The 12028-nt window shown below is 61.7% G+C and carries 12 protein-coding genes; 10 read left to right on the forward strand and 2 right to left on the reverse strand.

The window, feature by feature from the left end:
- The first annotated feature begins 5 nt into the window (after positions 1-5).
- From AVO45_RS01760 to AVO45_RS01785, 6 genes are all read left to right on the forward strand, one after another.
- Positions 6-1220 (forward strand): efflux RND transporter periplasmic adaptor subunit, encoded by a 1215-nt coding sequence (locus tag AVO45_RS01760; protein WP_068344676.1) that lies wholly within the window; start codon positions 6-8, stop codon positions 1218-1220.
- Positions 1221-1370: 150 nt separating this feature from the next.
- Positions 1371-2354 carry a glycosyltransferase family 2 protein gene (locus AVO45_RS01765; RefSeq protein WP_068343915.1) on the forward strand — a complete coding sequence of 328 codons (984 nt, stop codon included), beginning with the start codon at positions 1371-1373 and terminating at the stop codon, positions 2352-2354.
- A 5-nt stretch (positions 2355-2359) separates the two neighbouring features.
- A complete protein-coding gene (locus tag AVO45_RS01770; RefSeq protein ID WP_157770080.1) occupies positions 2360-3316 on the forward strand; it encodes a hypothetical protein in 957 nt (318 codons plus the stop codon).
- 5 nt (positions 3317-3321) lie between these two features.
- Positions 3322-5313, forward strand: coding sequence for a hypothetical protein (locus AVO45_RS01775; RefSeq protein ID WP_240482063.1), 1992 nt, complete (start codon positions 3322-3324; stop codon positions 5311-5313).
- 182 nt (positions 5314-5495) lie between these two features.
- Positions 5496-6521, forward strand: a complete 1026-nt coding sequence (locus AVO45_RS01780; protein ID WP_240482038.1) for a glycosyltransferase family 2 protein — start codon at positions 5496-5498, stop codon at positions 6519-6521.
- On the forward strand, positions 6521-7453 hold the full coding sequence (locus AVO45_RS01785) for an ATP-grasp domain-containing protein (RefSeq protein WP_068343923.1): 933 nt from the start codon (positions 6521-6523) through the stop codon (positions 7451-7453). The genes AVO45_RS01780 and AVO45_RS01785 overlap by 1 nt, the downstream gene beginning before the upstream one ends.
- Positions 7454-7503: 50 nt before the next feature.
- Here the strand turns inward: AVO45_RS01785 and AVO45_RS19620 are convergent, their stop codons facing one another.
- Positions 7504-7653 carry a hypothetical protein gene (locus AVO45_RS19620; RefSeq protein ID WP_157770081.1) on the reverse strand — a complete coding sequence of 50 codons (150 nt, stop codon included), beginning with the start codon at positions 7651-7653 and terminating at the stop codon, positions 7504-7506.
- A 75-nt stretch (positions 7654-7728) separates the two neighbouring features.
- On the opposite strand from AVO45_RS19620, the gene AVO45_RS01790 reads away from it, so the two are divergent.
- On the forward strand, positions 7729-8478 hold the full coding sequence (locus AVO45_RS01790) for a Rossmann-fold NAD(P)-binding domain-containing protein (RefSeq protein WP_068343925.1): 750 nt from the start codon (positions 7729-7731) through the stop codon (positions 8476-8478).
- A 69-nt stretch (positions 8479-8547) separates the two neighbouring features.
- Positions 8548-9543: a hypothetical protein gene (locus AVO45_RS01795; protein ID WP_068343927.1), complete on the forward strand. Its 996-nt coding sequence runs from the start codon at positions 8548-8550 to the stop codon at positions 9541-9543.
- A gap of 66 nt (positions 9544-9609) precedes the next feature.
- On the opposite strand, the gene AVO45_RS01800 is transcribed toward AVO45_RS01795, so the two are convergent.
- Positions 9610-9912: a DUF6476 family protein gene (locus tag AVO45_RS01800; protein WP_068343929.1), complete on the reverse strand. Its 303-nt coding sequence runs from the start codon at positions 9910-9912 to the stop codon at positions 9610-9612.
- Between AVO45_RS01800 and AVO45_RS01805 the strand changes: the two genes are divergently transcribed.
- Positions 9911-10945, forward strand: coding sequence for an RluA family pseudouridine synthase (locus AVO45_RS01805; protein ID WP_068343931.1), 1035 nt, complete (start codon positions 9911-9913; stop codon positions 10943-10945). The genes AVO45_RS01800 and AVO45_RS01805 overlap by 2 nt on opposite strands.
- Positions 10946-11092: 147 nt before the next feature.
- Positions 11093-11989: an RNA polymerase sigma factor RpoH gene (gene rpoH / locus AVO45_RS01810; RefSeq protein WP_068343932.1), complete on the forward strand. Its 897-nt coding sequence runs from the start codon at positions 11093-11095 to the stop codon at positions 11987-11989.
- Positions 11990-12028 lie beyond the last annotated feature (39 nt).

The raw sequence follows: 12028 nt of genomic DNA on the forward strand, positions 1-12028 counted from the left end.
CCCGGATGATCCTGACGGCAGCGGCGACGGTGCTGGTCGCCGGCGTTCTGGCGGCGGCGTTCTGGCCGCGCCCGGCGCTGGTGGACATGGCAGAGGTCCGCCAGGGAAAAATGATCGTGACGATCAACGAAGAAGGCCGGACGCGGGTCAAGGAACCCTATGTCGTCTCGTCGCCCGTCGCCGGAGAGTTGCAGCGCGTGACCGTTCTGCCGGGCGAAAAAGTGGTTGGCGGCGAAACCGTCGTCGCAAGGATGCGTCCGGCCAACCCCTCGGCGCTGGATGTGCGCACCCGCGAACAGGCCCTGGCGGCGGTGACCGCGGCCGAGGCCGCGCTGCAGGTGGCCCATGCTGATCTCAACGCAGCCGAGGCAAAGAACGAATTCGCGCAAAGCGATCTGGAGCGGGTCCGCAAGCTGGTCGAGCGGGGCGTCGCCAGCAAGGTCACCCTGGAACGGGCAGAACAGGCCGCGAAAGTGGCGCGGGCCAATCTCGACACCGTCCGGGCCGCCATCGCCATGCGCGAGGCCGAACTGGCAAGGGCGCGGGCACAACTGATCGGGTTCGACGACATGGCGCTGGCTGCCGCCTTGGCCGAAAGCGAAGGCCCGACGCACAGCATCCCGCTGTTTGCCCCGATCGACGGGACGATCCTCAAAGTCATCCAGAAAAGCGAAACGACGCTGCCGGCAGGTGAGCCGATACTCGAGATCGGGGATGTCGATGGCGATCTCGAAGTCGTGGCCGAACTGCTGTCCTCGGACGCGGTGCAGGTCAGCGAAGGCGACCGGGTGATCATCACCAACTGGGGCGGGCAGAAGGACCTGTCCGGCATCGTCAGCCGGATCGACCCCTACGGTTACACGAAATATTCGGCCTTGGGCGTCGAGGAGCAAAGGGTCGAAACCACGATCCAGTTCACCGGCCCCGAGGAGGACCGCAGCGAGCTGGGGCATGGCTACAGGGTCGAGGTGCGGATCATCGTCTGGGAGGCGGATGATGCGGTGGTGGTGCCCTCGGCCGCCCTGTTCCGGCAGGGAAGCGACTGGGCGGTTTTCGCGGTCGAAGACGGCCGCGCCGTCCTGCGCAGAATTGAGCTGGGCCGCAACAACGGGGTGGATGCCCAGGTGTTGAGCGGGTTGAAGCCCGGTGAAACGGTGGTTCTGTTTCCGTCCGCCAATCTCGTTGACGGAATGCGGGTCGCGCGACGCCAGCTGGAGTGACGGACAAGGCTGCAATCGTGCAAAACGTTGAAAAATCGACTTCGAAAGCGACGCTGAACAGAAGCTGCGCATCCCGCGCAGATCAAGTCTCGCGGGCCCGTGTCCAGTTGTGTATGAAGAGGTCGGAAAGAAGGCAGGGAAACTGCAGGCGTGACTGAAAAGATTACCGTTTTCACGACGATGAAGAACGAAGGGCCCTACATGCTCGAGTGGGTGGCCTTCCACAGGACACTCGGCGTCGACCACTTCATCATCTTCACCAACAGTTGCGAGGATGGCACCGACGACATCGCGCGGCGGCTGCAGGAACTCGGATTGGCCACGCACGTCACCAACGAGGTCGCCGAGGGCGGCAATCCGCAACACCAGATGCTGAGGCGCGCCCGGCGCCAGCCCAAGGTCAAAAGCGCGGACTGGCTGTTGTGCATGGATGTGGATGAGTTCTGGAACATCCGTTGCGGCGACGGCACCTTTCCGGCGCTGATTTCCGAGGTCGAGGCGCGCGCAGGCCGCCAGGTGGATGCCATCTCATTCGCCTGGAAGCTGTTCGGAAGCTCGGGCAATATCAGCTTCGAAGACCGCCCGGTTACCCAAGCCTTCACCATGGGCGACAATGATTTCCCCTATCACTCGGGGCGCGCGTCGGGGCTGAAGACCCTGTTTCGCAACAATGGCAGGTTCTCGCGGTTCGGCCCGCACCGTCCGAAAGGCATGGAAGAGGGCAAGGAACACGAAATCGCGTGGTCGGATGCCGGCGGCAACCTCTTTCCCGCGGCGGATGTCGGCTGGCGGGCATGGCGCGGCTTTGACCATTCGCTGGGGAGGCTGCATCACTATTCGGTCCGCTCTCTTGATGGCTTCCTGGTCAAGCGGGACCGGGGGCGGACCAACCATATCCGCGTGGATCAGGGCCAGTCCTATTGGCTCGACATGAACGTCAACAAGCAGGCCGATACCTCCATCCAGCCCATGGCCGAGCGGGCCGCGCCCTTGCTCGCCGAACTGAAAGCGGACCCGGAACTGGCGCGCCTTCACCAAGGCGCCTGCGACTGGCACCGCGCCAAGGTGGCCGAGATCAAGCTGCGCCCCGACTGGGTTGCGTTCCGCAGTTGGCTGGCCGACAATCTGATCTGATGGCGATGAGCAAGGATCTGTCCAAAACCCAACTCAAACCCGAGCATCCCGATCGCAAGACCGGGTATGAACGGATCCTGACGGACCCCGCGCCGCCGTGGTTCGTCGAGCTTTACCCAGGCGGTGATGGCCGGGGGTTTCTGCAAAAACTCGACCGCCACGCGGTCAGCTTTCACCATCGCTCGAACGACCGGCTGGTCATCAGCTTTGACAATATCGGCGTGGTCAACGACCTGTCATTCGCCCGCGAGCCCTGGGGGTGGAAGTTTTTCCGGGATCACAACTGGTCGCATATGGGGATTTTCGCGCGGACCAAGGCGTGGTTCCGTGACGAGGAAATCATCGACTACCTCGAAGCCAAGTCGCACGAGGGCTTCTTCGAACAATTCGGTCAGGTGGTGCTGACCGGCTCGTCGATGGGCGCGTTCGGCGCCTTGGCGTTCTCTCCTCTGATCCCGGGCGCGACGGTCATCGCCTTCAACCCACAATCGACGCTGGATGAAAGGCTGGTGCCTTGGGAAAGCCGGTACAATTTCGGCCGCATCCAGAATTGGGATCTGCCCTATGGGGACTGTGCCGAGTCGGTCGCCACGGTCGGTCGGCTTTATGTGCTTTTCGACCCGTTCTTCACCCCTGACAAACTGCACGCGCAGCGCCTTGCTGGGCCGAGCACGATATTTCTCAAGACCTGGTTTTCCAATCACTTCGCAGCACCGATGCTGCGCAAGCTGGGGCTGCTCAAGCCGCTGATGATCGGGGCGATGGACGGCACGCTGACCGAGGCCGAGTATTACCGGATGTTCCGGGCCCGGCGCACTCTGCCCTGGTACATGCGCGGGATCGACGAGCGGGGCCGTGAGGCGCACCCGGCGCTCGTCAAGGCGGCGCGCCGTCGGTTCAAGACCTTGCGGCGCGCGCGCATGCAACAGGCCGAGACCGAAACCGGCGGGTCGAAAACGTGAGCCAAATGCGCGGCGTTTTCATCGGGCAGCGGCGCGACCGTATGGGCGCGCGGCTGCTGATGATGCTGACCTGCATCCGGCTGGCCGAGGATTTCGGCACCGACTACCGGGTGAACTGGTTTCCGCAAGGGGCAGACGCGCCCGAACTGGACAAGCCCGAGGAACTCTTTTCGCAGGCGTGGATGGATCGGCATTTCCTGACCGACCCGGAATTCGAGGAACTCGCCAAAACCGCCGCGCCGATCTGGAGTTTTCAGAATGACAAGACCCCTGACCGCCTGAACGCGCACCTGGCCTCGGGCAAGGCCGTGATCGTCGAGGAAGGGTTCGAGGTGCTTGCCTTCCCGTGGGAGGATCTCGACGAGATCCGGCCGCGATACCGTGCCTTCATCGACCGGATCGGTTTCACGCCGACGCTGCGCGCGATCATGGACCGGGTGAACGACAGGCTTTCGGGGCAGGGGGTTTCGGCCTATCACATTCGCCGGGGCGACATTCTGAATGGGCTGCCCTGGAAACACACGACCTGGCCGGCCAAGATCGAGCCCGAGGAGTATTACGAACGCCACCTTGAGAAGATGGCGGGAAAACCCGCGATCATGTTTTCGGACCAGCCGGAATTGCTGCGGCGGTTTCAGGCCCGCTACCCGCAGCTGCTGCAGATGTCGGACATTGTGGACCTGTCGCAAATGACCCGGGCGCAGCGCGACTTTCTGGAGCTTTATGCCATGTCGCGGGCCGATCAGATCATCGCGCCCATCATCTCCGCATTCTCCATGGCGGCGGCACGGATCTCGGGTCGGCAAAGGTTGGTTTTCAGGGATGTGCTGACGGAACAAGAAATCCGCGAGGCAAACGACCGGGTGGTCGAGCGCGTGCGCGAAGGGCCGAAGGCGTTTCTCAATCCATCCGAAGCGGCGCATATCTATTCCAAGGCGGCTCAGTATCTCAATGCCGAAGGGCGCAGCGAGGATGCCCATGCGCTGGCCCAGCCGATTCTGGAAGCCGGCGCAGACAACGCGTTCCTGCCGTTGTTGCAGGCATTGAACGGTTTCTATCTGGGAAACTGGGGCGAGGCCGAGAAGTTCGCGCGGCAGGGGTTGGAAAACCCGCATCTCTGGCCCGAGGACCATGCCGCCCTGTGTGCCTTGTTCGCGGCCATACTAGGAGCACGACGCAAGCGGTGGGCCGCCGGTCGCTGGTTTCTGCGGGCGTTCTGGGCCAAGCCGATGCGCCCCGACGTGATCGTCTTCGGATCGCGGCTCCTGTATCGTGGCCAGCTGGCAGAACGCCTTTGCCCGCCTGTGGACTGGGATCTTCAGAAACAGCTGCGGCAACGGCGCTTCACGCCATTCAGCAATCTGCATCTGGTGCAATGGAAGGTGATCGCCCGACAACCCTGCAATTTCGACATGGTGCTTCTGGACTGGCATGAACTGGCGCTGGATCAGAAGGCGCGGCGCTTGTTGGAGAGCGGCGACCGCCTGGTCAGGCTGCGGGAAGGGCTTGAGCGCGTCGAGGAAATCGACCCCGAGCATCCCAGCTGCCGCAGCCTGTCGGCGTTGCTCGGCTTTCGGCAGGGCGAGATCTCTGCCGCGCGCGCCATTGACGAATGTCGGAACGTCATCGCAATGAGGCCGGAAAAGGCGCTGTATCACAAGAGATTGGCAGACCTTCTTGAAGCGGACGGCGATGTCGCGGCGGCGCGCTATGCACACGGGGATGCCTTGGCCCTGAGCCCGGACAACCCTTTCCTTACCTACGTGTCCGGGTGTTTCCTGCAACGGAACGGCGCGCAGGACCAGGGCGAGGCGCAGATCCTTCGGGCTGCGGATCTGGATGACGGAACCGCGGCCATACAGGGCGCGGCGGGGCAAATCCTTCTGCGCCGCGGCGAAAAGCAGAAAGCGCGCCCGTATCTGGAGCGCGCGAGACAACTTTGCCCAACATTCCGGCGATTCAGCAATCAGTTGGCCAGAATTGATCGGGCGCGCTAGCAGGGCAGCATTTGGAGTATTTGCTCGCTCGTGTTCCGCCCAAGCATTTCCGCAACGGCCGGCATCTGGAATGTGACCGGAAACGCCGTTTGACTTTCAAATCTTCGCGGTTTGGGGTTAGGCAGGTTCCAAGCGCCGCCTTCACATCACGACCCTTTCAGTGAGCGTGCCAAGGCAAGCACATGCTGAACGCAATCGAAAGCAAGGGAAACATGTCCGAAGAAGAGCCGTTGTTCGTCAGTATCACTCCGATGAAGAACGAGGGTCCGTTCGTTCTGGAATGGGTGGCCCACAATCTGGCGATCGGCATCGACAAGATGGTCGTCATGACCAACGATTGCACCGATGGCACCGATGCGCTGCTGGACAGGCTGGATGCGCGGGGCGTTCTGACCCATGTGAACAACACCTCGCGCCGCCAGAGCAGCCCACAGAAGCGCGCCTACAAACGGTTCCTGAAAATGGGCATGGCGCGTGAGCAGGACTGGGTCATCGTCATTGATGCCGACGAGCATATCAACGTGAAGTCCGGCGACCACACTCTGCGGGCGCTGACCCGTGCGATGCCTCAGGCGCAAATGATCTCGATGACCTGGCGCCTGTTCGGAAATGCCGGGATCGTTTCCTACGAGGATCGCTTCCTGTCCGAGCAGTTCCGGATGGCCGCCCCCGAACACTGCCCCCGCCCGCCACAGGCCTGGGGGCTCAAGACCATGTTCAAACGCCGATTGTGGAGCGCGTTGGGCGTGCACCGACCCAAGCGCCCTCTGGTCGACAGCATGGCCGAATGCCACTGGTACAACGGGTCCGGGCAACCGATGCCCGAGCGATATTTCACAGGCAGCTGGCGCTCGGCCAGGGATTCGGTCGGCTATGATCTGGTCCAGCTCAACCACTATGCGCTGAAATCCTGCGAAAGCTATCTGGTCAAGAAAATGCGCGGCCGCGCCCATCACCTGGGAGAGAGCCTGGGGCTGGAATACTGGAACATGATGAACCAGAACGCGGTCGAAGACAGTTCGATCGACGTGATCGCACCGCGCAAGAAATCCATCTTCGACGAGCTGATGGACGATGCCGAGACGGCCCGACTTCACCACGCCTGCTGCGCCAATCATCGCGCGCAGATCGAGGAGTTGCGCGCCAGGGCCGACATAGCGGAACTGTTCGCGCAGATGACATCCGAACCCACCAGGGAAGGCACCTGATGGCCCGGTTCCAGATCGTTGATTTTGATGAGCCGGGTGTTGTCGCGACCGGAAAGGGATCGCGCAACATTATCAGCCGACTGGCGCGCACCTTGACGAAACTCGGCGTGCCCTCCGAAATCCTGCATTTCTCGGAACTCATGGAGCAAGGCCCGACTGAAGATCCCCAAAGTTACGTTCTGCTTCACTACAACGAGCTTTTCGTCGTTCAGAACAACAAGGTCGGTTGGTTGCGCGCCCGTGAAAGAGAAATGCAAGCTTTGGGTCACAAGCTGCTGCACTCGGTCGAGCAGGGGCAAATCGTCGGCAACAAAGTCCGGCAGAACCAGGTTCTGACGGCGGCCGGCGTGCCCATGCCGACCCTCGTTCGGGTCGGCGACAGGTTCGACACCGTCTTTTCCAACGCAGTCAGCGACGCGCATGTTCCGGTGCAACTGATCAAGCGGGCCGACGAAATCGACACCTCGCGCTACAACACCGAGTATGTCGATTGTCGGCACGAATATGACGGGAAGCTCTGGCATGTTTGCATTCGCGCTCAGGCGATCGGCGGGCAGGTGTTGTTCTCTTGGGTGCGGGCCAGTGATGAGCCGAACGTGCGAACGCGCAACACTCCTGTGGATGCTGGTTTGATCCGGCACTTCCACGAAAGGCTTGTCAGGCCAAATCTGGCCCAGATCCAGGAAATCGCGTTGGGTGTCAAAAAGGCGTTGGGCGTGGGGCTGTTTGCGCATGATATTTTGCCCTGTGCCCAATCGGGGCGGCTGCTGCTGTGTGAGACAAACTTCAAGTTTTACGAGGGTTTCTATCGCTTCCACATGTCCCCCATACGCGCCCAGCATCCCGTGCCGGCCCTGTTTGACGGGCGCAAAGTTGGCCGGCGCATGGCGCGCGCGCTGATTGCCGAATTGGAGTTGAAGAGAAAGGAGTAGTCCTTGCAACGGTTGTGCGGTCGGCTGCCGGGATTTCGCGGGGAAAAGATTCACATCGACAGGCTGAGAAGTGAAACGGGAAGAGAATGACACGCGTAGTCTTTTTGCACCGCCCGGGTCACGCGAACTTCGGCGGCAAGATCATGCGATGCGACCAGCTTGCGGCAATAGCGCAGCGGCATTTGGGTGATCGCTACCATTTCGAGGTTTTGGCTCCGCCACCGAGGCGTTTCCCAGTACGACAACGCCGATTTGCACAGAGTCTGCAAGGCGCTGTGGTCATCCTGTTGAAAAATGCTGCGGCCTCGCTGACACCCCGTGCGCTTGAAATATTGCGCGCACGGGTTCGCGGCCTCTGTATTGATCACCTTGATGTTCCCGCGTCAAACGAAACCTTTGGCCTCGTTGATGTCCATATCGCCGCGTCGTTTCGGGGGAAGGAAATATTGGAGAAAACCCTGGCGGGGCACTCGGACCTGCCTGCCGGTATCGAAATCAAGCATTTGGCGCACCATGCGGATCCCCGCCTCAGCCCATTGGCGCGAGGAGCAGAGCGTTTCAGCATCGGATATTTCGGAAAGCCCTCGAACACGGTCCTGGCGTCTTCTTTGGCTACCAGAATACTTTCTCCGGACTATGGTCGGGACGAGAACTTTGCCTCTGTGGTCGAGGGGATGCAAAGATGCCCAATGCACTATTGCGTCCGGGCTCCGGCAGGTCGGCCAGCAGTAGCCGAGCGTCTGGCCAAACCTTTCACAAAGGGGTTCAACGCCGCAGCTGTGGGAGCCAATGTTTTGGTCAACCGACAAGTCGATGACGCCGTCGCCTATCTGGGAGAGGATTACCCATTCTTGATCGATGACCTGTCGGAAGCGTCAATCAACGAAGCCATTGAAAAGGCTCGTGAGCTTTTTGGCGGGCCGGAATGGGCGCGCGGACTGGATACAATGCGAGAAGTACGCGCTCGCACAGCGCCGGCTGAAATCGCCCGTCAGCTTGGCGACATCCTTGCTTTGTTTGACTGATACTGCGACAGAAAGGCTGCGGAAACGGGTGCTTGGCGAAGGATTTCCATGCTCTGGCTACACATAGGAATGCCCAAAACTGGGACCACGGCACTGCAGGGTTTCCTGCGCGGAAATCGACGGGTGCTGCCGGAGATCGGGTTGCGCTACATGGAGGCCGGACGCCGCCGCCCTGATGGTGCGGGCAATCTGCCCATCAGCCACAACCGGATCGTGTTCGGGATGAACCAAAGGCACGGCAATCTCGATGAGTTCCGGAAAGCCCTGGCCGAAGAATACGCCGCCCATCGCGACAAGACCTGTCTTGTCTCTTCCGAGATGTTCTACACGGTCGACATGGTACGCCTCGCGGAAGTCTTCGCCGACATTCCCGCAGATGAGGTGAAGATCACCTTCTATTGCCGCAGGTACTCGGACTTTTTCGAAGCGGACTACAAGCAACGGGCCAAGAACGGCCGGATACAGGGTGGCGCCACGGGATATGTCCGGCAGCGGCTGGAGGAGATCGAGGCGGCCCCTGAACGGCACAATTTCTCGGGGCGCGTGGAGCAGATCCGCGCGGCCTTTCCGGGGGCAGCCATCGAACCGCGCCTTTATGACCGGCGTCAGATGCGCAACGGCAATGTGATCGACGATTTCTTCGACAGGATGGGAGTGGCCATCCCTGATGGCGTTTCAACCGACATGCCTGCCAACCCGTCCTTGTCGCGTGTGGCGAGCGAAGCCTTCGGCATCGTGACGCGGGCCATGGGCAAGAAGGAAAGCCGCCGGTTGCGCCGGCAGGCCGTGACGGGCCCTGTCATGCTGCGCCGCCGTGACGTGCTGGAAGCTGATGAAAGGGCATGGCTGGACGACTATCTGGCGGCCTCGGATGCGGCCTTTGCGAATGAGTTCTTTCCTGACCGGGACACCCTGTTTCGGCCGGTTGCGCTTTCCGAGGAAGAACGCGCCTTCCGCCGCGACTCACCGGAAGAGGCCGAAGCCTTTCACCGCGCCTGCGAGATCGTGTTCCGGATGGCATTGCTCCGCCAGACGGCTCTGCGTTCGGCGGACGACTCTTCTTGAGTGGACGTCGATTCGGGCGGCGAAGATCTTTCGCGAACATCATGCCCGGCTCCGGGCTGGGTGAGATCACTCGACCTCGATCTCCTGCCGCAGCCGCCCCGTGGTCTTGTCGAAAATCAGGACGCGGTTGTCGTCGGTAACAACGGCATACCAGTTGTTGCCGATGGTCAGCGCCTGCGCCTTTGCGCCGCCCGGCAGCTCGATCTGGTCGGGCAGGGTGGGGGTGCGGTCCGACAGACGGATGACAATCAGTGCGAATGTCACTAGAACGCCGCCAATCATCACCGCGGTCAATGCCATGACCATGCGCCTGAGCAGCTTCAGCTGTGGCGTTTCCTGCGGTTCTTGGGGTTCGGAAGGGACAGTCATGGGCACTCGCCTGGTTGAGTTCGAAATCGCGGCCGCGCCGCCGCCCCGCCTTGATAAGGCGCTTTCGCGGGATGTGCCAGAAGAGGCGAGCCTGTCGCGCACCCGCCTGGCGCGGCTGATCGAAAGCGGTGCGGTCTCGATCGACGGTCAGGTCGTCACCGACGCCAAGGCGCGGGTGGCCGAGGGGGCGCAGGTCGTGATCTCGGTAGAAGAGGCCGAGGACAGCCATATCGGCGCCGAGGCGATTCCCTTGGATGTCGTCTTTGAAGACTCCGACCTGATCGTCATCAACAAGCCGGCCGGCATGGTGGTGCATCCGGCGCCGGGCTCTCCCAGCGGAACGCTGGTCAACGCGCTGCTGCACCATTGCGGGAACGACCTGTCGGGCGTCGGCGGCGTCAAGCGCCCTGGCATCGTGCACCGGATCGACAAGGATACCAGCGGCCTGCTGGTCGTGGCCAAATCAGACGCGGCGCATCAGGGCTTGGCGGAACAGTTTGAAGCGCATAGCGTCGAGCGATACTACCGCGCGGTCTGCTACGGCGTGCCGGATGCCAACGATCCGCGCCTGCGCGGGATCAGGGGGGTGAGTTTCGAGGCCGGCAATATCCTGCGCCTGACCACGCAACTGGCCCGTCACAAGACCGACCGGCAGCGGCAGGCGGTTCTGTTTCACGGCGGTCGCCACGCGGTGACGCGGGCGCGGGTGGTCGAGACCTTCGGCACTCCGGCGGTGCTGGCCCTGCTGGAATGCTGGCTGGAAACCGGGCGCACGCATCAGATCCGCGTGCACATGGCCCATGCCGGGCACGGGCTGGTGGGGGATCCGGTCTATGGCGGAAAGCGGAAGCTGCCGCAGCGGGCGATCAGCGGAGAGGCCGCCGAGGCCGTGCGCGCCTTTCCTCGGCAGGCGCTGCATGCGGCGGTGCTTGGGTTCGTTCACCCGATCAGCGGCGAACGCCTGCGGTTCGAGGCGCCGTTGCCCAAGGATATGGAAGACCTGATTTCCGCCTTGCGGAACCCGCTGTCATGAAATGCAATTCAGCGTGATGAATGCATTCTTACCTTTTCTTTATGAAAGCTTAATATCAGACTGTTACTCCCTGCCCTTGAAAGGGAAACATGGGTGACCCATATCCTATGTTAAAGGGATAAACATTTCACGGAGGTACTACGGTACATGGCAAACTATGCGAACCTCCCTGCACCGACGCCGGAAGGCGGATTGAACCGCTATATGCAGGAAATCCGCAAGTTTCCTCTGCTCGAGCCGGAAGAGGAATACATGCTGGCCAAGCGCTGGGTCGAAGAGCAGGACACCGAGGCGGCGCATAAGTTGGTGACGTCGCACCTGCGTCTGGCGGCCAAGATTGCCATGGGTTACCGCGGATACGGATTGCCGCAGGCCGAAGTGATCTCGGAAGCAAACGTTGGCCTGATGCAGGCCGTCAAGCGGTTCGACCCGGAAAAGGGTTTCCGTCTGGCGACTTATGCGATGTGGTGGATCCGCGCGTCGATCCAGGAATACATCCTGCGGTCGTGGTCGCTGGTGAAGCTGGGCACGACCTCGGCGCAGAAGAAGCTGTTCTTCAACCTGCGCAAGGCCAAGGCGCGTATCGGTGCTTTGGAAGAGGGCGACCTGCGCCCCGAGAACGTCAAGAAGATCGCCGAAGATCTGGGCGTGACCGAAGATGAAGTGATCAGCATGAACCGCCGCATGTCGGGTGGGGACGCGTCGCTCAACGCGACGGTCGGCTCGGACGGGGACAGCACGATGCAGTGGCAGGACTGGCTGGAGGATGAAGATGCCGACCAGGCCAGCGACTATGAAAAGCGCGACGAGTTGGAAGCGCGGCGGGAACTGCTGGCCGAGGCTCTGGACGTGCTCAACGACCGGGAGAAGGACATCCTGACCCAGCGGCGCCTGATGGATCAGCCTGTCACGCTGGAAGAGTTGAGCGGTCAATACAATGTCAGCCGGGAACGGATCCGCCAGATCGAGGTGCGGGCGTTCGAGAAGCTGCAGAAGAAGATGCGCGATCTGGCCCGCGAGAAGGGTATGCTGGCAACGGCGTGACCGGGAAAGCATCGATTTGATTGGCCCCGCTCGGTTTGG

The sequence above is a fragment of the Ruegeria marisrubri genome (genome assembly GCF_001507595.1).
GTDB classification, from domain to species: Bacteria; Pseudomonadota; Alphaproteobacteria; order Rhodobacterales; family Rhodobacteraceae; genus Ruegeria; species Ruegeria marisrubri.

What these genes read in the sequence shown, in the direction of transcription:
- AVO45_RS01760 (WP_068344676.1), top strand. Translation starts at nt 6, where the DNA reads ATGATCCTGACGGCAGCGGCGACGGTGCTGGTCGCCGGCGTTCTGGCG.
- AVO45_RS01770 (WP_157770080.1), top strand. Translation starts at nt 2,360, where the DNA reads ATGAGCAAGGATCTGTCCAAAACCCAACTCAAACCCGAGCATCCCGAT.
- AVO45_RS01775 (WP_240482063.1), top strand. Translation starts at nt 3,322, where the DNA reads ATGCGCGGCGTTTTCATCGGGCAGCGGCGCGACCGTATGGGCGCGCGG.
- AVO45_RS01780 (WP_240482038.1), top strand. Translation starts at nt 5,496, where the DNA reads ATGCTGAACGCAATCGAAAGCAAGGGAAACATGTCCGAAGAAGAGCCG.
- AVO45_RS01785 (WP_068343923.1), top strand. Translation starts at nt 6,521, where the DNA reads ATGGCCCGGTTCCAGATCGTTGATTTTGATGAGCCGGGTGTTGTCGCG.
- AVO45_RS19620 (WP_157770081.1), bottom strand. Translation starts at nt 7,653, where the DNA reads ATGGTAGCGATCACCCAAATGCCGCTGCGCTATTGCCGCAAGCTGGTC.
- AVO45_RS01795 (WP_068343927.1), top strand. Translation starts at nt 8,548, where the DNA reads ATGCCCAAAACTGGGACCACGGCACTGCAGGGTTTCCTGCGCGGAAAT.
- AVO45_RS01805 (WP_068343931.1), top strand. Translation starts at nt 9,911, where the DNA reads ATGGGCACTCGCCTGGTTGAGTTCGAAATCGCGGCCGCGCCGCCGCCC.
- AVO45_RS01800 (WP_068343929.1), bottom strand. Translation starts at nt 9,912, where the DNA reads ATGACTGTCCCTTCCGAACCCCAAGAACCGCAGGAAACGCCACAGCTG.
- rpoH (WP_068343932.1), top strand. Translation starts at nt 11,093, where the DNA reads ATGGCAAACTATGCGAACCTCCCTGCACCGACGCCGGAAGGCGGATTG.